We start from the raw sequence: 20,965 nt of genomic DNA on the forward strand, positions 1-20,965 counted from the left end.
TATAAAAGAGAGGAAGAAAAGAAATGGAAAACAAACAAGAAATTAATAAAACAAACAATATAGAAGTATTAAAAAAGGATGTATTACAAAACAGTATTGAAGTAAAAGGATTAGTGAAAAAATTTAAATCAGGATATGGTATTGAAGATATTAATTTTATAGTAAAACCAGGTACAGTATTTGGTTATTTAGGTCCAAATGGTGCGGGAAAATCAACAACAATTAGATCATTGATGGGTTTTATTAAACCAGATAAAGGTAATTCTACAATTAAGAACTTAAAAGAAAAATCAATTGAAGACATAGTTTCTTATGATTCTTGAAAAGATAAAAATCAAACACAAAAAATAATAGGTTATGTACCAGGAGAGATAGCATTTCCTGAAAATATGACAGGTATAAATTTATTGAAAATGGTTTTTAAGTTAAGAGGAATGTCAAATTGAGAAGATGTAAAAAAATATATTTATTACTGAGAATTTGATCCTAATTTAAGAATTAAAAAAATGTCTAAAGGGATGAAACAAAAGTTAGCGCTTGTCATTGCTTGAATGCACAATCCAGACATAATAATTTTAGACGAACCAACCACTGGATTAGATCCATTGATGCAACAAAAGTTTGTGGCTTTAGTGAAACAATCAAAAGAAGAAGGTAAAGCGATTATAATGTCTAGTCACATATTTTCAGAAATAGAAAAAACATGTGATATAGTATCAATAATAAAAAAAGGACAAATAGTTTCCACCATTGACATTTCTAAAATTAGATACAATGAAGAAAAAACTTATGAAGTTAAGTTTAAAGAAAAAATAAAAGAAGATTTATTAAAATCAAATTTATGAAAAGCAGAACAATTAAGCCATAGGTCAGCATTAGTTTTTATTAAAAACGAAAATATTAACCAATTTTTAGAGTATGTTTCAAAGAATCAAGCTGAATTTTTAAAAGAACACCCTTTAGATTTGGAACAATACTTTATGAAGTATTATGAAAATGAGATATCAACTGTTGTTAAAGATAATATTGAAAAGTACAATGAAGAGCCAGAAAAAACTTCACATGTTAAGGCGAGTGTTGAATTCATAAATAGAAGTTACAAAAAAATGGCAATTTTATGAACTTGTTTAACAATATTACCAATAGCAATGTTAAGCATATTGATATTTACAATGTATTCAAAAGGAACCTTTGAAGTTCTGCCAAATAACATAATGAAATCAGAAGCAGCAATTAAAAAACAATTTTCAAGTATTCTAGATATGATGTTTTTTGGAAATCTAGGTTTCTTACTACCAGTTATATTTATAATAATAAATTCAGGAAGTATTGTTGCTGGTGAGGTGGAAAAGGGAACTATGGTGAACTTTTTAACAACGAACCTAACAAGAAAAAGTGTCATACTTACAAAAATGTTCACTTTTATTAGTTACATTGGATTAGCAGTGTTTTTAGACTTAATTATTACATTAGCTTTAATATATGGTTTGAACATTCAACAATTTGTGGACATATCAAATCTTACAACTAAATTTATTGGTTTATTCTTATTATTATTTGTGATAAGTGCAATCGGATTTATTTCTAGTTGTTATTTTAACAGAATGTCATATGCACTTGTTTTGGTTGGAGCAATTGTTATAATTTCATGAGTATTGACAATTGCTGCTAAAGCAGACGCATCATTAGATTGAATGAAATACTTATCAATCAACACATTATTTGATTATAGTTCTTTAGATGCAAGCAAACTTTCAACTTTTTTAGGTCAGTATTTATTTATGGCTCTTGCTGGTATTGGTTTATTTGTAGGTGCTTACTTTGTGTTTACAAAAAAAGATTTACCTTTATAAGAAAAAATTTAAGAGTATAATATATTTGAAAATATATAGGGTACATTAATCTAAGCACTAGTGACTAAAATATGGTATAATCATAGTGTTAGTATATGTTGTATATATAACTATTTTTTCTGTTAAAAAAAGGTTTGGTTAAATTAAAATTAAACAGAAAATTATCAATAAAAATTATGAATTAAAAAGTAGAATTAAAAGTGTGTATTAATAAGTTTTTTATACACTTTTTGAATATTATCAATTATTTAAGGGGGACTATTTATGTATTATGTGTTAGTAATAAAAAGGGATTTTTATGTTGTAGATCCAAATATGCGTATGATTGCACTTTTTAATACTTTTGCACAGGCTATAAAATTAAGTGATATGCTAAATGCACAAAGAGCTCTGTTTGAAAATAGTGGAAAACCTCAAGCAGCATTTGATGCATATGTAGATAGATTGATAGCTTCTTTTGGAGGAGTTAATATGATAAATCCCTCTGGTCCAGGTCCACGAATGTCTTCGAGATATGGTGGTTTATATGACAATAGCACAAAACTATTGGGATATGGTAACGAATGAGGAATGGACAACTTTAACCAACCATTTAGAAGAACAGATATGAACAGAGGGTTCAATCAGTTCGGTGGCTTTGATGATTCTAATGATGTTGACTACATGTCTAGAAATGAATCCAATGGTAATTATTACTCAAGAGAAAACAATAGAGGTCAAAGATACAACAATAATTATAGAGATGATTTTGACAATCCACGATATAATCAAGGACCTTACCAACCAATGGATAGAAATCAAAATTATTATGGTAAAGATAAAAATGACTACTATGATAATTCTGGTTATGGTTATGATCAACAACGTTATCGTGATGATAGAAACGAAAGATATAGTCGAAACGAATGAAACGAATGAAACGACCACGAAGATCGCAACTCTAGATATGACAGAAATGATCGTGACAGAAATGATCGGGATAGAATTGAAAGAACTCAACGTTTGGAATATAATGAAAAAAGATTTGAAAATAAAGAAGAATCAAGAACAAATGATAGAGATAGTGTAAAAAGATTTAATAATGAAAAAAATAATAAAAACTCAGAACCAAAAAGCGCACTATTTAACTATTATGAAGATGATGATTCTGGCAAAAGATCTAGAAGTAAAGAAACAGCACGTTATTCAAGTGGTAAGTCAACATACGATGACGATGAATATATTGAAAAAAGTATGGACAAATCAATTGAGCAAGATGTTGAGTTTTTAACAAACAAAACATCTCGAAAATCTGATTCAACAGGTAATACAGGCGAAATGTTCTTGTCAGAGGCTGAAATATCTAAATTTATAAAAAAATTGGCAAGTGGCAAAGAAGTCGAAGACAAAAAATAGTTATCAATTTAACACCTAAAATAAAATGGATAGTAAAAAAACTTTTATTGTTAAAATTTTATTAAGAGGTGTTTTTTTATATAGAAACTAAATTAAAAGATAACAAATTTTTAATAAATGCTGATTTTGAAAAGTCATAAACTATGAATACTGTATTATAGAATAACTTAATGACCATTACACCCAAAACATAAAAAGCAAATAGCTAGATTAAACAAGAGTGAGTTCTTAAATGATAAATTTTATTTTAAAAAACTCTTTAATCATAGTTTAATAATACAAAATATTTATAAATATATGGATAAAATAACTTAAAAGTAATTATAAAACAAAAATTTCAAAGTAATATAGTTGGTTCATAAAAAACTTTAATATATCATATGGTAACTGCATTGCAAATAGTTTAAATTTAATATAAATATAGACGCAAGTTATAAAAAATGCTCTAGGAAAAGCAAATTTACAAATTACAAAAGATCTATAAATTTAATGAAGTTGCTAACTGCTGAAAAAATATAATAGTCCTAAATGTAAATTGTGTATACAAAATAAGTTTAAAAAACTTGTTCAGTAATAATGTAATAAGTATTTATATATAAAGAAAAAATAATTACCAAGATAGGTCATATGAACCTCTTTTGGGACTATTAAGAATAAGGGTATTTAAACAAATATAAATTAAAAAAAATAAACATGTAAACACTAATTCAATAGTTTTTGTCACATAAATTTTTCTAATTAATTTCAAGCTCATAGAAAACATAAAAAAATCTCCATACAAAATTCCTATGGAGATTTTTATTTTAAATTTTTAAATAACTTTTATTTTTGAGCTTCTTCAGTAGAAGCGTTTTCTACTATTTTAGAATTTTCTTTTTTTTCTTTATCTTTCAAAGCTTTGTAAATAGAGTCCATATTAACAGGTAATTTCACTAAGTTCTGAATAGGTGTAGAAACTTTAATAAGATATAGAAAAATTCAGTTAATTTCTTTTGTTGTGTTTGTAGCAAACACAATTGACTTTTCAAGTTTATCATATTCAAAAACTTTAATATTTTTACTTCTTAAAAACTCTTGAAATGGTTCATAGTCAAAATCCTCATAAAAATAAATCTTATATTTTGTGTACATATTTAAATCTAATTTTGATCCGGCAAATACTTGTGTGCCATCTTCTAAAATAACATAATAATCAATTAAATCATTAATTTCATCAATGTTGTGAGATGTAATTAAAATAGTTTTCCCCATCTCTTTATATTTTATAAGTAAATTTCTCATTTTATTTCTTCAACCTGAATCTAAGTTTGCTCCAGGCTCATCTAAAATAACAACTTCTGCATCTTTTATACCACAAATGATCAAACTCAATCTATTTTGCATACCCCAAGAAAAGTTTTTTACTTTTTTGTTTGCATCTTTTTTAAGATCGAAAAAATCTAATCAATAATTTATCTTTTCTTTAATATCTTTTTTTCTAACACCAAGAACTATACACATATTTTTTAAGTATGTCATAAGAGTCATATCACATAAAGAAAACTCCATTTGTGTATAAAAACTTATGAATTTATTTGCTTTATATGAATTTCATTTTTTTTTAGAAAATCCACAAACTTTAATTTGTCCTTTATATCTAGTTATAGCCCCGATAATAGATTTAATAACAACAGATTTACCACTTCCACTTGCACCTAAAAGAGCTACTGTTTTACCTTTTTCAAATGAAAAATTTAGCGGACCTACTACAGTCGTTCTAAACTTTTTGATATAATTATTAAATTCGATAATACCTTCTTCCACACAAATCACCACCCATTTACTAAATCCACATGTGAAATATTTATTATTATATCAATACTAATAGTACCAAAAAAATGCATATTTAACAAGGGTATTACTCAGAAAATAATGTAAATAAATTCTAACTTTAAAAGATAGTTATTTCATAATTCTTAAATATTGTATAATAATTAATAGTTTTATATGGGAGAGTAAAGAATGAAACCTCTAAATGAACAACAGGATAAAAAAAAGCTAAAAAAAGATAGAAGACTGATAAGAAAAACAAAAAAAATTGAAAGGGAAGTTTCTAAAAAAACAACTTTTCAAAAATTAAAATCTTGATGACCTCTGTCAAAAATTAGTGGAAAGATCATTATAGGATATTTAACTGCAATTGTAATTGGGGGATTTTTACTTTCTATTCCAGGGGTTGTAATTGATAAAGAATCAGAATGAAACTTCATTACTGGTATGTTTACGGCATCAAGTGCAATATCTGATACAGGAATTACAATTTTACAAACCAATTCTCAGTATAGTTTTATTGGACAAATTTTAATTTTAATAATGATTAAAATTGGTGGAATTGGTTTACTTACTATTAAAATCGTAATATTGGGTTTATTGAATAGAAAAATATCAATAAATGATCAATATGTAGCCAAAACCGAAAGAGGAACAGGAACAGTCAATAATGCTGTTGAAATGATTAGGGATGGTTTTGTTTTTTTAATTGGAATTGAAATTTTTGGTAGTGTTATATTATTTTTTGGTTTCTATTTTACACCAATGGCTGAATACAATTATGCTGGTAAAAGTTTTGATATAACAAATCCATATCAAGATTTTTCAAAATCATTGTGAGCATCTATCTTTCACTCAGTGAGTGCTGTTAATAATGCTGGATTTGATATACTTTCAAACTCATCACTTCAACCATATAATCAAGTACAAAATAGAGGATATTTTTTACAAGTAATTTTTATGCTTCAATGAATTATTGGTGGTCTTGGATATCCCACTTATCATGATATTAAAAGAAAAATTCAAGCAAGAAAGTTAGGGAAAAAAGTTAGATTCTCATTATTTACAAAACTAAACTTTGTTGTATATTTAATTTTATTAATTTTAGGACCAATTTTAGTTGTTCTTTCAGAAATGTTAACAGTTGAAAATAGCGACATAATGTATCCAAACGGAATAAAACAGCCAACAGAAGCGTGAGTCTTTGACATCATTTTTAACGTAACTTCCTGTAGGAATGCAGGTTATTCCACTGTTGATGTCAATAATTTCACGGCAGGTTCTAAATTTATTATGGCTATATGAATGTTTATTGGAGCAGCTCCATCTTCTACTGCAGGAGGAATTAGAACAACAACATTTGCAATTTGTTTCTTAGAGATATATTCAATTATTTTAAATAAACATTCAGTAGAAGCATTCAAAAAGAAAATTCCAGACGAAAATGTCAAAAGAAGCTTTGCTGTTGTATTTTTATCATTTTTTATAGTTATAACAAGTATATTTGTTGTCTATTTAGACTCAAACAAGATGTTATATGATAGAGAAGCGCAAGTTGATAATACTGAATACACGATAATTCAGTTAATTGTCTATGTATGTAGTGCATTTGGTACTGTTGGATTCCAGCCTTTTAATAACTCTGAGATTTTAGCAATGGGAGTTATAAGTAAAATAATGCTTGTATTAACAATGTTTATTGGGCAATTGGGTATTTCAAATACTTTATTAGCATTTGTTAAACCTAAAAATAGACAGAATTACACATATCTGGAAGAAGAAGTTACTATTGGATAAAATTATTTTATTTTGTAAAAAAATTTTCAATATAAATATATATAAAAAAACCTTTTAAATAAAAGGTTTTTTTATATCTTTTATTTACATAAGAGTTGACACACTTTTTTAAAGTTGTAATATCTATTGAGTATACACAGTATTAGAAAAGGTGAAGGTATGGAAGAAAATTTAAACAATAAGGAGATACCACTCTCCGAAGTTCTTTTGAAATACGAAAAAAAATGACACACATTGTCAAATGAACGTATTTTAAAAATATTAAAAACCAATCAAAATACTGGTTTATCAACCAAAGAAGCTCAAAAAAGGTTGGAAGAGTTTGGTAAGAACATACTTCCAAAGCCTAAAAAACCAAATATTTTTTTGATATTCTTAAAAAGTTTTTTAGACCCTTTATCAATAATGATGGCAATAGCTGGTATTACATCATTAATTATTGGTTTAGTATCAAATGATTTTCAACCAGCAGATAAAGCAGGGCTTGTTATTGTTGTTGTAATAATATTAACTAACTCATTTATTGCAACTGTTCAAGAATGAAAGTCTGAAAATCAAAAGATTTCTTTAAGTGAAAAGCAGCAAAAGGCCTTAGTTTTAAGAGATGGTAAAAAAACAACTATCGATATTGAGGAATTAGTTCCGGGAGATATCATTTTTTCAAAATCAGGAGATTCAGTGCCAGCTGACTCTAGAATTATTGATAACCAACTTTTAAAAGTAGATGAGTCTGCTTTGACAGGGGAAAATGAGGCTGTTGAAAAAGTAGACGATATTATAAAAGAAGCAGAGATTGTCTTGGGAGATCAAAAAAATATTGCATTTATGTCAACACTTGTTGTTGAGGGCAAAATGGTTGGGGTTGTCTTTAATACAGGTAAAGAATCTGAAATAGGGAAAATAGCTTCAAATATAAGTGAATCAAAAAGAGTTAAAACACCCTTAGAAAAAAAAGTAACAAAGTTAACATTTTTTATTGGTATTGTTTCAGTTATATTAGGTATTTTAATTTTTGGAGTTGCATTTTCATTAAAAAATAGGGCTGATTTTCCAGAGGATATGAAAAGTATTTACAAACAAATGTTACTTGCAGTATCTTCTGCAATTAGTGTTATTCCAGAATCACTTACAATAATTGTAAAAATTTGTTTAATGGTAGCTACTAAAAAAATGGCTAAAAAACATGTCTTGATAAAAAAACCAAAATCAATTGAATCACTAGGTAATGTTAATGTTATTTGTTCAGATAAAACAGGCACACTTACGCAAAACAAAATGTTTGTTGATGGTCTTTATGTTCATGGTCAAGAGCAAGATTTGAAAGAGTATGATATTACAAATCAAAATGACTTGATTAATTGTATGGCCCTTTGTAATGACGCTTTTATAGGTAGAAAAAAAGAAAAAGTCGGAAGTGCTACAGAACTAGCTCTTATAGAGTATTTGATTGCGAATAAAATAAATTATTTAAACTTGAGAAAAACAAACAAAAGACTTGATGAAATTCCATTCGATTCTAAAAGAAAAATAATGTCAACAGTATGTGAAGTTGATGGTAACATAGTTGCTTATACAAAAGGGGCGATGGATTATTTACTTCCAAATTGTAAACATATTTTAGAAGGAGACAAGGTTAGACCAATCGAAGACAAAGATATTGAAAATATCAAATCTCAACTTATGATTTTTGCAAAAAAAGGTATGAGAACTCTTGGTCTTGCCAAAAAAGACTTAAAAGACCTAGATGATGAATTTGAAAATAAACTCGTTTTTATTGGTTTGGTCGCAATTATTGATCCTCCTCGTGAAGAGGTTGCTCACTCTGTAAAAGAAGCACATGATGCAGGTGTTAGAGTAATTATGATTACAGGTGATCACAAAGTAACTGCTTTTGAAATCGCTTCAAGATTAGGTATTGCAGATGAAGAACACCAAGATGTGATAACTGGACAAGATATATCTACTTTAAGTGAAGAAGAACTAAGAATAAAACTTAAAACCACAAACGTTTTTGCCAGAGTAAATCCAGAGCATAAAGCAATGATAGTTGATATATTGCAAGCAGACAGTAATATTGTTGCAATGACAGGAGATGGTGTAAATGATTCTCCAAGTCTAGTAAAGGCAGATGTTGGAATTGCTATGGGTATAACTGGAACTGAAGTTTCAAAAGAAGTGAGTGATGTTATTTTAAGTGATGATAACTTTAAATCAATCATTTCTGGGATAAATTCAGGAAGAAACGTTTATGAAAAAATAAAATACTCAATTTCTTTCTTGGTTGCAGCAAATATAAGTCAAGTGTTAACAATTTTATTGATATTAGGGATTTACCAAACAACAGCCTTAAACTCAGTTAACGTATTGTTTCACATATTTGTTGTGGAAACAATTGTTGCAATTCCAATTGGTATGCAAAGAGAGAGAAGTGGGGTTATGTTAAACCCTCCTCCCACTCATAAAAAAGAGAGTTTGCTTAAAGGTATAATAATTCAAATATGTTTAACAACTTTTTTTAATACATTGTTTGCTGTTTTAAGCTATTGAATAACTCATATTTATTTAAATGGACAAGATACAAAACTAATTCACGACTATGCTAAGGGTGGTGTTTATATTGTCATAATGTTTTCACCAATTTTTTACGCAATTTTGTTTAATAATCGTTTTTTACCAATAATTAATGCACATAAAGTTACAATTGTTGATAAATACAAACCAAATAAATGACTATTGATTCTTATGTTTGTCGCCATATTATTAACAATTTTAACAATGTTACCTTTTGATGCATTGAATGAGTTTTTTGATTTTAAAACAGTTGATCTAGATATTTGTTTGTTGTTGATTTATATTTTGTTTGTTGCACTTGTACCTATTTGCATTTGATCTTCATATAGATTGATTACCTATATCATGTGTAAAAGTCAAAATAACTCTAAAAAAATTAATTAAACAGCTAAGGCTGTTTTTTTATATTCATATTATTAATTAACTTGATTTTGTCTCTGTTATCTTTATAATGATACATATATTAAAGGGGCGTAATTATGATATTCAATAAGCTTAAAAAAAGTTTTTATTTAATTACAGCACTTTACTTTTTGGTAAATGTTCAATTTTTTGGTGCTTTTTTTACAGAGATAGGTCAATTTATTGATAAAATACAAATATTTATTTTAATCTTTTTAATAATTTCAATCTTAATATTTTTAATTGTGGAATTTTCTAAGTTCATTGAAAAAATAAACTTAAATATAAATGAAATTATTTCATTCAAATGACTGGTAAAAAGAGAAAATATAAAAGACATATATAATTTTACCTCACTTTTAATACCATTTGTTATTTTTAAATCAGTGACATTTGTGTTAAATATTGCTCTATTTCAAGGTGACTTTAGTATTCTATTTGTCTTTATTGGATTTACTTCACTTGCTCTTATATTAACTCTAACTTCATTGGTTATGATTATAGTTTATATTTCATTTTTAAAAGCAAATGTTAAGGAATTTAGAGAACATAATTTAGCTATCTTTTTAAGTAATTTTGATATAGAAAAAAGGTTTATCAATAGAAAAAGTTTAATTCAAATTAAAGATGGTCTTGACTTTGAACAAACAAAATCTTACTCAATAAATATTTTTGGTAAAAATAATCAATATATTTTAAAAATTAAATCTTATTTTTCTATATTGTTGAATAATAACAAAAAGGCCACAACACCACCAAACTCTATATAATACATTTTTAATAATTAACAAATATAAATTTTAATTATTATATTTTTTTGTATATTAAATTTAGATTATATGGGAGGAAAGTTTTATAATTTTATAAAACCTTAAAAGTATGAGAAAACAAAAACCATTTTTTAAAAATTCTATAGCAAATATTTTTAAAAACAAGATTCAGTTTGTGACTGTGATTATATTGATATTTGTAACGTCATTAATTTTTACAATGTGTTATACAGCAACAACAAGAATTAATGGATCTTACAAAGACTTTATATCTGAAAAAAATAGTAATCTTCATGACTTTGTTGGTGATTTATCTAACTCAAATTTTAATTCTGAAAGTAATGATGATCCATTCAAGGATGTTAGTGTTTCTGAAATTAGAGACAATTTATATTTTTCTTATCTAGAAAATAAGCTTAAAAACACTGAAAATGAATTTTATTTCGATAGAGTAGAGGCTAGAACTTTTTCCTTATCATCAGGCAAAACTTTTAAAACAATAACTTTAAATCCAGACCAACAAGTTGATAGATTAGTTGTTGAGGAAGGTATGAGTATTGATACATGAAAACAATATACTTTAGCAACAAACAATTTATCAACTAGATGAGCATATATTGATAAAAGATTTGCTAATGAAAATAACATTAAAATAAATGACATTATTAGGTTAGAAGATGATAACTACGGTACTAGTGTTTTGGTAAAAGATAGTGAAATAGAAAAAGTGGATTTAACACCTTATGCCAAACAAGATATTAATACTTGATTTGAAAATTCTGATTACAACACTCAAAATTGATTCCAAGTTGTTGGATTTGGATCATCAGCGGACTATGTTGCACCAATTGTTGATGGTACAAAAGTATTGCCAAATATTAAAAATGAAAGTTTAGTATATGTAAATCCTTTAAATTTTGGTATAAACACTGGATATTATGAAACTCTTTTTCCCAAAAATAACTTTGGTTTAACAGATTATAGTGATTTAAAAATATGGTATAGAGACAATTGAACTTCAAACGAAGAAAAATTAAGAGTTATGTCAAGCAACGACAAAGAAGTATACTTTGTTGGTAAATTTGCGAAATCTAATGATATCTCATCAAGTGTTAACATTTTAAATAATTATATTTCTAATTTTGATGAAGGACAAAAAGTAGGTTTAAAATCATTTTATCAAAACAACATAAATCCAGATAAAAAATTAGTTACACAAATTAATGACAAAAATTATTTGATGAGTTCTAGAGAAACAATGTATCATACAGTGATAACTTTATTCAATGTAGTTTTATACTCATTAATGGCAGTAATTTTACTTATTGGAGTAATTATTTTGGTTGCACAATTAAAATCACAAATTGAAAAATCGTTTTCTCAAATGGGTGTTCTTATTTCACTTGGGTATAAAAAATCACAATTAATTATTTCAAGCAGTTTATACCCGCTTATAATTGCTTTAACTGGTGGGGTTTTAGGTTACGCAGCAGGTATACCAATTCAGCAAATTATAGTAAATATATTTTTGAAGTTTTTCTCTGTTCAAATAACAGCCTTTATTATTAACTGAGAAACATTTGTTTTTGCTATTTTTGGTATATTTTTAATATTAGAATTAATAACTTTAATAACTTACTGAACAATGTTTAATAAATTCAAGCCATTAGAAATGATTAATTTTGAAAGTAGAAACTCAACTAATAAATTTAATTTAATTGTTAAAAAAGCCGTTGTTAGAAACAAAAAGAAATTTAATCAAAGATTTTCTGGTGCAATTTTTTCTGGTTCAATAATGAAAATAATTGCGGTTGCTGCTGCTTTATTTGCAGGTTCAACAATGATAACAGTGGGAACTATAATACCAAAGGTTATGAAAGATAATAAAACATATATGTTTAACGGTGATGAATATGATAATAAATTAGAATATTATTCACCGCTATACAATTCTCCAACTTCTTTCTATAAGACATATAATCCATCAGTTGGAAATACAAACGTTGATGAAATGTCAGTTGATCAGCTAGTAGATATGTATGCTAAAAATCAAATAAGCGGAAGTCTATTTACACCTTCAAATGATTTGGGTGAATTAAATGACACAACTTATAAAAATATCAACTTAGATTATTTAAAAAGAAAAGAATTAGAATTATCTGGAAGTAACAACAAAAATTTACTTGCATCTTTAACAAATAGTTTGTGGCCAGATTTATTTAAATATGTACGTAAAGATTGATTATTAAGTAAGCAATCATTTATGGATGTTTTATTTGATAATGTTAAATCAAAAGAAAATGTCAACGATTTAGAAAATTTAAGATTATTTTATTTAAAATACAGAAACACAATTGGATTGAATATTAGAAGAGATGGCTATTTTGAAAAAATTGCAACCTACAATATAATCGATCGAAATGGTGGGAAGAATAATAACTTAATAAGCAATGCAGAGTTTATGAATTTTGCAAACACATCTATGTTGATTAGACTAGATGATGATGGAAGAATATCCGATGATGAAGACTTAGAAAAAAGTCTATATCAATATATTGAAAAAGATTATCGTTGATTAAGTGATGAAGTTCAACTTTGTGGACAAATATACAACTGAATAGTTGCATTTTTTGGAGATAACTTACAACAAGCATTTCTGCAAGGAGTGTATACAAGTGCCCCAACAACAGTTAGAGAAAATATAAATAAAGAATTCAACAAAGATAATGGTCAATTTAATGTTTTATTTGGTTTGACTCCATTTAATAAAAACACTGATTTTATAGGAACATATATAAAATCAATATTTAATGGTGAAAGTTTTAATATATATGGAGTGGAAAATGGAAGTTATCAAAAATTATATGACAAAAAAAATAATGATTTAATAAGTGAATTAAATGATGATAATTCAATAGTAATCAATCAAACGTTAGCTAAAAAGCTTGGTTTAGGTATAGGACAAAACATAGATATAGAGAATATAATTGATTATTTATCTATAAATGACAAAGAATTAGATGTTAATAGTTGAGATACAACAACCATAAGTGCCGAAGATAAAGAAACAAAAAACACAAGTTCAAAAAATATATATAAAAATTCGCTATTAAATTCCGATCTAAAAGGATGGACTAATAAAGAACTTAAATATGTCGGTGAGGATGAAAGCGCTAATGATAAAGAAGCTAATTTACCATACTATTCAAAAATAGATTTAAATAGTGATAACTCAGTTTCACCAACAAATATGTCTAAGTTGGTTCAACAAGGAAATGTTAAAATAGCTAATAAAAGTATTAAAAATACATATCATATTGTTGGCATAGCAGAACAATACGGTGAGTCAAAAGCATGGATAAATAATGATCAAGCTAACATAATTAGTAATTATGACAAAATTAAGCCAATTTTATTTAGTGTATTTATAAAAGAATGATTAAATCCAGTTGGACAGAGAAATGAGTCTGTTAGTGAGTTTATTCAGAAACTACAATCATACGATAACAAATCAGATAATTATGAAAGCAACTATAAAGATTTTGTTGAATGAACAAAAGAAAAAGAAGAAAATAACGAATACTTAAAATTGTTTGAAAATGAATACCCAGTTTTCAATTATAAAATATCAACAGACAAATCATTTACAGACTTAACTAAGGGAATTACAACAATTCAAAGATATGGTGACTACTCTGTATTTGGCTTAAAAGGTGGAACAATATCAGGAAATAGATCTGTATCATATGCTGCTTTAGCACAGTCAGGAATTGAAAATGCTTGACAATATGATAGCGCCATCGATATATTGGACAGAATTAATAAAACATTAAATGCTATAATATACATATTATTGGGAATAGTTCTATTAATTTCTGGCGTTGCCATACTTCTAACAATTAACTCAATAATATTTAAAAATCAAAAAATTATTGCTGTTATGAAAATATTGGGATATAGCGAAAAATACATTTTTGGTGTATTTGTTGGTATGTATATTCCTGTTGCAATATTTGGAGCCTTATTAGGATTTGCTGTTGGATGATTTACACTATCAGGCGTAATGGGTGTAAGTATTGCAAACATTTTATTGCCTTTTAATTTCTATATTTGGTATTTAGCTGTTGGAGTACTAGGTACTCTACTACTTTATTTTTTAAGTGTTATTATTAGTTGAAATGCACTTAAAAAAGTAAGTATGCTAATTGCGGTGCAAGGAGGTTAGTTATGAAAAAATTAATGACAATCATGGCTAGTATTTCACTGTTGATATCTCCGTTATCATCAATATCATGCAATAAACAAGAAAATAGCATCGATGAAATTGAAAGACCAGCTCCAATACTACCTATTCAAAAAAAAGGTTTTGAAAAAGTTAAGGTAGATTCTATAAATATTCAAAAAATCACATATAATATTGATTTTTATAATCAAATAAATGATTTATTAACTAAAAGTGGTTTTGATTTAAGTCAAATTGATTATCAAGTTAATAAAAATAAATTACCTATTAGTTTAAATGATGATTTATTCAGAAATGGAGTTTATTATTGAACAATAACAAACAAAAATAACTCTGAAGATGAAATAACTGCAACAATTACAATTAGAAACTCACTACACTTAGCTGATTTGTTTACTTCACTATCGATTGGTACTATTCATGATAGAAGACCAAGAACTATTTTGATTGGTTTAATGCAAGCAAACTTGGGAATGATAAATATGCTAGATCAAATAGCAGATCAGCTAATTGACATTAACAAATACGTTGAAAATGATGATAATCACTCAATAATCAAAATAAATGATCAAACCCCTAACTTTAGCGAACAAGCCAAGCCTAAAAACTTTTATGGACAAATAAATGTTACATATATCGTTGTGCCATTTAATTATGATTCACTTAAAAAAAGAGGAATTAGTTTAGATGAGCTTTACAAAGACAATAAATCAAGCAGCTCTAGTATGTCGCTAAATTTAGGAGTTGTAAATTCCCAAAATATTTATTCAATTTTGATGGTTTTTATAATACAAAATTTTGCATCAGCAGTGGATTGTTGATGAATACTTGTAAATGACATTAATTCATCGAATTTTGAACCAAAACAAGACGAAGACAAAGGGAGTGTAAAGGGTAAAGACTTTAAAATCGATATTTCTTTTAAACCCTTTGATAAGTCAGCACCAAGTAATGATCCAGATGTTATGGATAAAGTTTCCTACATTATGGACCAAAAAGACCCAGTAACATTCAAGTATCGTTATTTGAAAGGAACTCAAGAGTAATTTTGGTAAGATAAAATGAACTATTTGATAAAAGTTAAAAAACTTTATATATCATTATCTGTATTATATTTGATAATTAATATACAGAGTTTTTTCTTCGAAAATAGTTTTTTTGATTCTATGTTTGATAAGGCAAACACAATTTTATTAGTGTTTTTCCTAATGATTCTTTCGATTTCAATTTTGACTGAATTTTTTAGAGTAATAGATAAAATTGGAACCAATAGAAACACTCTTAGTTCTGTAAAATGGTTATTTAAATGAGAGTCAATCAAACAGCTAAGTATTTTATTTGTTAGTTGTTTACCAATACTTGCATATAAATTATTTGTTTATTTAAATATTAAGACTATAGACTTCAATTTAAACTTTATGATAACTTTATTTTTAGTAAGTATTTTAGTTTTAGTAAGTTTTTTAATATTATTTATTTCTTATATAGTATTTACATCTCTTTATAGAAAAGAACTTGAAAAAATAGGGGAATCTTTAATCTTTCATGAATTAGAAAATTGTAAACGATTTTTAACTGTAAGTGAACTAGAAACAAAATTTAAGCATATAAATATAAAATTTGAAAACTCAACAAAGAATTTCATAAGAAAAGAAAGAATGTTGTTTTCTTTAAAAATAAATGTTTATTTTTCAATTTTATTGAATAATAATAAGAAGGCGACAACTCCACCTCTAACTTATTTGTATTATTAATAATAAAAATAAATAAAGAAAAAGAGGAGAAAATTATATGAAAAAATTATTAAGTTTATTAGCAGCTACTGGATTGGTTGCAAGTGCTGGATCAGTTGCTGTTGCATGTAACAAAAAAGCCGAAGATAAAACAAACGATACTAATACCGAAACAATTTTTGACTTATCAAAAACACAAGTTGATCACTTAATTGTAGGAAATAGAGTTAACGGAGTTTATAACCGTGATAAAGCGCCCGGAGAAGACGGCTTTGTAATAACTGAAGAATCTGTTTTATATGCATTTGATCAATTAAATGGACAAAATTTAACCACAAATGACGTGACAATTAAAATTGACTCACAAGGAGAAAAGGGCGCAGCTGGGGTTGCAACAATTACTGCAAAAGATGATTCAAAAAAGGCATTGGGAACCAAAACTTTCACACTAAATTCAAAATTAGATCCAGATCAAATTTTTAAAAATAAAAATGTGGGTGTATTAAAATTACCAAAAGTTGTTTATGAAAAATATAATGATTTACTTGCTGATTCAAGTAATAAAATGGGACTGGCTTCAGTTATATTTGAGCAAATTGGTGGGGCAAATCCAGTAATCGAACCATTAGCACAAGTAATTGCAATTTCAGGATTGCAAGCAATGATGGTTGAGTCACAGCTGACAAATACAACTTATACTATTAATGAAATGCCTCAATTAGGCGGTGTATTTTTAGGAAAAAAACTTACTTTTAATTATACAGTTGGATTGGATGATAGAGTAACTTTACAGTCTGCTCATAAAAGTAAAGAAGATTTTAAGGTCAAAGGAGAATCATTATCTGATTCAACAAATAACTTTGAAATAGCAAAAAAAGAATTATATTCATCATTTGAAGATGATTTTAAATCTAAAGTTTCAGAAGAAGATTTTATAAAATTCACTAAATTGACTGTAGACGGAGATCAAAATTACCAAATTGTTTCTATACCAGGGTCAGAAAACTTATATGCACACGATTCAATGTGACTAAATACATTTGCCCCTCAACTTGCAAAAGCTGCTGGAGATGGAAAAGCATTTGCAGCAAATGATGCAATATCTTTGACAGTTCAAGGTAGTAAACCAACTTTAACACCAGAAATTAGAGAAGTACCTGAAAGTGTAGATGTTAAATTAAGCAAACAAGATGAGGATGGTACAGATATAGCGGATATACAAATTTATTATCCTTCTGCAAATACCAAACTTGTACCATCTATAACTACAGATGGAGAAAAATATATAGATAAAACTAGTTTAATTGCAGATTACGATGCAGATTACTCTAAAAGATGAACAGTTACTTTCAAAGCTAAAGCTGTTGGTTCAACAGACATAACATTAACATACGGTAGTGTTCAAAAAACAGTTAAAATAAACATTACACAATAATTTTTTGAAAAAACTAGTTTAGCTAGTTTTTTTTATTGAAAAAAATAAAAAAAAATGCAAAATATATAAAAAATATAGTATTATTAATTTTGGCTATATTATTCGTTTCAAGATTTTTGAAAAATATATTGATTTTAATTAATAATGTATGCTATTATGATTAAGTAGTTTTTATATGGCTTTTTAGCTCAGTTGGTAGAGCAACCGGCTGTTAACCGGTTGGTCGCAGGTTCGAGTCCTGCAAAAGCCGCCATTTTTATGGCCTGTTGGTGAAGCGGTGAACACACACGGTTTTCATCCGTGCATACACGGGTTCGATCCCCGTACAGGCTACCATATTATTTATTGTGGAGTGCTAGCTCAGTTGGGAGAGCTCCTGCCTTACAAGCAGGCGGTCGGCGGTTCGAGCCCGTCGCACTCCACCATTTATTTTGCTGATGTGGCTCAATTGGCAGAGCAACTGACTTGTAATCAGTAGGTTGTAGGTTCAAGTCCTATCATCAGCACCAGTTGTGAATATAAACGATCTCACATTTGGGATTGTTTTTTTATAGCAATTTATTTAAAAGATTTATAAAGTTTAAAAATTTTATGTTATTATAATTTTGTTTACATTGTCTCGTTAGCTCAGTCGGTAGAGCAACTGGCTTTTAACCAGTGGGTCATAAGTTCGAGTCTTATACGGGACACCATTATCCGGGATTGGCGGAATTGGCAGACGCACCAGACTTAGGATCTGGCGTGGTAACACGTGGGGGTTCAAGTCCCTTATCCCGGACCATTTATGAAGATTGAATCTTAGAAATTTTCTAAGATTTTTTTTACAATAAAAAATATATTTAGTTAAAATTATAAATATCTATTTTAGTATAATAAGGCCAGGTGAAAAAATGAAAAAAGATTTAAAAGAAAAAGTAATTGTATTTAGTGATTTAGATGGAACAGCACTTAAATCAAATAATGAATTTAGCGATAACTTAATAAACACTGCAAAAGCACTACATGAAAATGGTCATCAGCTTATTACCATTACAGCCAGAAGTACTTATGATGGTATTTTTAGACAAGCAAAAAAACTTGGTTTAGATACAACCGGAGGAATAGCGGTTGCGAATAATGGAACACATATTTATAATTTTTCAACAAATAAATATTTAAGAGAAGAATATATTGGTAATGAAATGTTGAAAAAAGTTTTTGATAAAACTTATGGTAAAATAGGAAAGTATAAAGTACATTACTTCTCAAATGAAGCAACATATGTATATGGTGATGGAGAAAACTCTCGTCATTGAAGTGATGTTATGCAAGTGGAATATGTAGTTATAACTTCTTTTGAAGATATAAGAAACAAAATAAGTCACTTAACAATAATATTAGACAACAATGCTTCAGAAAAAGAAAAACTTGAATTTTATAAAGAATTTGAGTTTGTAGATAATGAATTAAGTATTGCACAATATACAAGTAGAGTATTTGATCTTTCTCCTAAAGGAATTGATAAAGGAGAAGCAATTCAGTTTATTTTAAAACACTTTGGATGAAATGAAACTAATACTTCAACATTTTGTTTTGGTGATAGTTTTAATGACGTTCCCATGTTTAAGGTTGCTCAATACCCTGTTGCTATGGGAAATGCTATTGATAAACTAAAAGAACTTGCAAAATATAACACTTTATCAAATGATGAAGATGGAGTGTCTAAATTTATAAATGAAAATATACTATAAGAGGAGATAAAATTATGGCAAAAGTAGTTACAACAATCGAAGAATTTAAAGCAGAAATCGGAAAAGAAAACACAGTTGTGGATTTCTTTGCAGAATGATGTGGTCCTTGTAAAATGTTTGCACCACTATTTGATCAAGTAGCAGAAAGCGAAAAAGATGCTAACTTTATTAAAGTTGATATTGACCAATTGAGAGAGGCAGCAGATGAGTATGGAATTCAATCAATTCCTACTGTACTAAAATTTAAATCTGGAGAAGAAGTTAATAGACACGTTGGGTCTCTAGGTAAAGATGATTTAGTAAAATTTGCAAAATAAAACAATATGATTAAATTAATAACACTAGATATCGATGGTACTTTATTAGGTAAGAAAAAAAAGGTTTCATCTGAAAATATTAAAGCAATTAATGAAGCTAGAAAAAAAGGTATAAAAATTTGTATAGCTTCAGGTAGAGCTTTGAATAGAGTTGATGAAATAGCACATGAAATTGGAGTTGCAGATTCTCAAGAATATGTAATAACAATGAATGGGGCAGCTATCTATAAGTATGATGAAAACAAAAAACCACAATTAATACAAGAAACTTTATTTCCGATTGAGGATGTAATTTATATTTATAATGCTGTTTTAGAAAATGGTGCAAACTGCTTTTCTTATTCTTATGACCCCGATATTGCATATATTATAAGAGATAAAGGTCTGTTTATTTGATTTATGAAAAAAATAAGTCATAGAACTATTAGAATTTATGAAAAAGATAAGATGGATCAAAAAGCTTATAAGATAATAATTTATGGTAAGAAAAAACAAGTTGATAAAATAAAAAAACAACTAGAAAAAAGAAATTATGAAATATTTTCTTGAAGTTATGTTTCAGGAAATACAGCTAATTTAGAAGTTAATCCTAATGGTGTTGACAAATTATATGCTTTACAAGACTTGGCAAAACTAGAAAATATTCAACAAGAGGAAATAATGTATTTTGGTGATGGTGATAATGATAAAAAAGTAATTTCTTGAGCTGGTCATGGCGTTGCTATGAAGAATGCTTCAAAAGACATTAAAGACATTGCAGATCATATTACAGGACATCATAAAAAATCTGGTGTAGCAAAAAAAATTTATGAATATTTAGAAGAACTTGAAAATGCTGAATAAGCATTTTTTTATTTTTTATTTATTAAATTTAAAAAATACTCTATAATAGATTAAGAACAAATTATTC

General features: G+C 27.2%; 13 protein-coding genes and 6 tRNA genes. 18 read left to right on the plus strand and 1 reads right to left on the minus strand.

Annotated elements, in window-relative coordinates; genetic code table 4:
• The first annotated feature begins 23 nt into the window (after positions 1–23).
• Entirely contained in the window at positions 24–1,853 is a 1,830-nt protein-coding gene (locus SHELI_RS00630) for an ATP-binding cassette domain-containing protein (RefSeq protein ID WP_069115860.1), read from the plus strand.
• A 264-nt stretch (positions 1,854–2,117) separates the two neighbouring features.
• Positions 2,118–3,248 (plus strand): hypothetical protein, encoded by a 1,131-nt coding sequence (locus tag SHELI_RS00635; RefSeq protein WP_069115861.1) that lies wholly within the window; start codon positions 2,118–2,120, stop codon positions 3,246–3,248.
• A gap of 822 nt (positions 3,249–4,070) precedes the next feature.
• Here SHELI_RS00635 and SHELI_RS00640 read toward each other — a convergent pair.
• Positions 4,071–5,051 carry an ATP-binding cassette domain-containing protein gene (locus tag SHELI_RS00640; RefSeq protein ID WP_069115862.1) on the minus strand — a complete coding sequence of 327 codons (981 nt, stop codon included), beginning with the start codon at positions 5,049–5,051 and terminating at the stop codon, positions 4,071–4,073.
• A 198-nt stretch (positions 5,052–5,249) separates the two neighbouring features.
• On the opposite strand from SHELI_RS00640, the gene SHELI_RS00645 reads away from it, so the two are divergent.
• The 16 genes from SHELI_RS00645 to SHELI_RS00720 all read left to right on the plus strand — a co-directional run bounded on the left by SHELI_RS00645 (position 5,250) and on the right by SHELI_RS00720 (position 20,898).
• Positions 5,250–6,854, plus strand: a complete 1,605-nt coding sequence (locus SHELI_RS00645; protein WP_069115863.1) for a TrkH family potassium uptake protein — start codon at positions 5,250–5,252, stop codon at positions 6,852–6,854.
• A 159-nt stretch (positions 6,855–7,013) separates the two neighbouring features.
• The gene (locus SHELI_RS00650) at positions 7,014–9,809 is read left to right on the plus strand and encodes a cation-translocating P-type ATPase (RefSeq protein ID WP_069115864.1); all 2,796 of its coding nucleotides are present in this window, start codon (positions 7,014–7,016) and stop codon (positions 9,807–9,809) included.
• A 95-nt stretch (positions 9,810–9,904) separates the two neighbouring features.
• Entirely contained in the window at positions 9,905–10,597 is a 693-nt protein-coding gene (locus SHELI_RS00655; RefSeq protein WP_069115865.1) for a hypothetical protein, read from the plus strand.
• Between the two features lie 109 nt (positions 10,598–10,706).
• On the plus strand, positions 10,707–14,822 hold the full coding sequence (locus SHELI_RS00660; RefSeq protein WP_069115866.1) for an ABC transporter permease: 4,116 nt from the start codon (positions 10,707–10,709) through the stop codon (positions 14,820–14,822).
• Between the two features lie 2 nt (positions 14,823–14,824).
• Positions 14,825–15,886, plus strand: a complete 1,062-nt coding sequence (locus SHELI_RS00665) for a hypothetical protein (RefSeq protein WP_069115867.1) — start codon at positions 14,825–14,827, stop codon at positions 15,884–15,886.
• A 15-nt stretch (positions 15,887–15,901) separates the two neighbouring features.
• The gene (locus tag SHELI_RS00670) at positions 15,902–16,594 is read left to right on the plus strand and encodes a hypothetical protein (RefSeq protein ID WP_069115868.1); all 693 of its coding nucleotides are present in this window, start codon (positions 15,902–15,904) and stop codon (positions 16,592–16,594) included.
• A 37-nt stretch (positions 16,595–16,631) separates the two neighbouring features.
• Positions 16,632–18,008 (plus strand): lipoprotein, encoded by a 1,377-nt coding sequence (locus tag SHELI_RS00675; protein WP_069115869.1) that lies wholly within the window; start codon positions 16,632–16,634, stop codon positions 18,006–18,008.
• Between the two features lie 177 nt (positions 18,009–18,185).
• Positions 18,186–18,261: transfer RNA gene (locus tag SHELI_RS00680), tRNA-Asn, on the plus strand.
• A gap of 7 nt (positions 18,262–18,268) precedes the next feature.
• Positions 18,269–18,344, plus strand: a tRNA-Glu gene (locus SHELI_RS00685).
• 13 nt (positions 18,345–18,357) lie between these two features.
• Positions 18,358–18,433, plus strand: a tRNA-Val gene (locus SHELI_RS00690).
• 8 nt (positions 18,434–18,441) lie between these two features.
• Positions 18,442–18,517 (plus strand) — tRNA-Thr (locus SHELI_RS00695).
• A 107-nt stretch (positions 18,518–18,624) separates the two neighbouring features.
• A tRNA-Lys gene (locus SHELI_RS00700) sits at positions 18,625–18,700 on the plus strand.
• 4 nt (positions 18,701–18,704) lie between these two features.
• Positions 18,705–18,789 (plus strand) — tRNA-Leu (locus SHELI_RS00705).
• 109 nt (positions 18,790–18,898) lie between these two features.
• Positions 18,899–19,738: a Cof-type HAD-IIB family hydrolase gene (locus SHELI_RS00710; protein WP_069115870.1), complete on the plus strand. Its 840-nt coding sequence runs from the start codon at positions 18,899–18,901 to the stop codon at positions 19,736–19,738.
• A gap of 14 nt (positions 19,739–19,752) precedes the next feature.
• Positions 19,753–20,055, plus strand: coding sequence for a thioredoxin (gene trxA, locus SHELI_RS00715; protein WP_069115871.1), 303 nt, complete (start codon positions 19,753–19,755; stop codon positions 20,053–20,055).
• Positions 20,056–20,061: 6 nt separating this feature from the next.
• Positions 20,062–20,898, plus strand: coding sequence for a Cof-type HAD-IIB family hydrolase (locus SHELI_RS00720; protein ID WP_069115872.1), 837 nt, complete (start codon positions 20,062–20,064; stop codon positions 20,896–20,898).
• Positions 20,899–20,965: the final 67 nt, after the last annotated feature.

Origin of the sequence: Spiroplasma helicoides (genome assembly GCF_001715535.1) — a bacterium.
Classification (GTDB): Bacteria; Bacillota_I; Bacilli_A; order Mycoplasmatales; family Mycoplasmataceae; genus Spiroplasma_A; species Spiroplasma_A helicoides.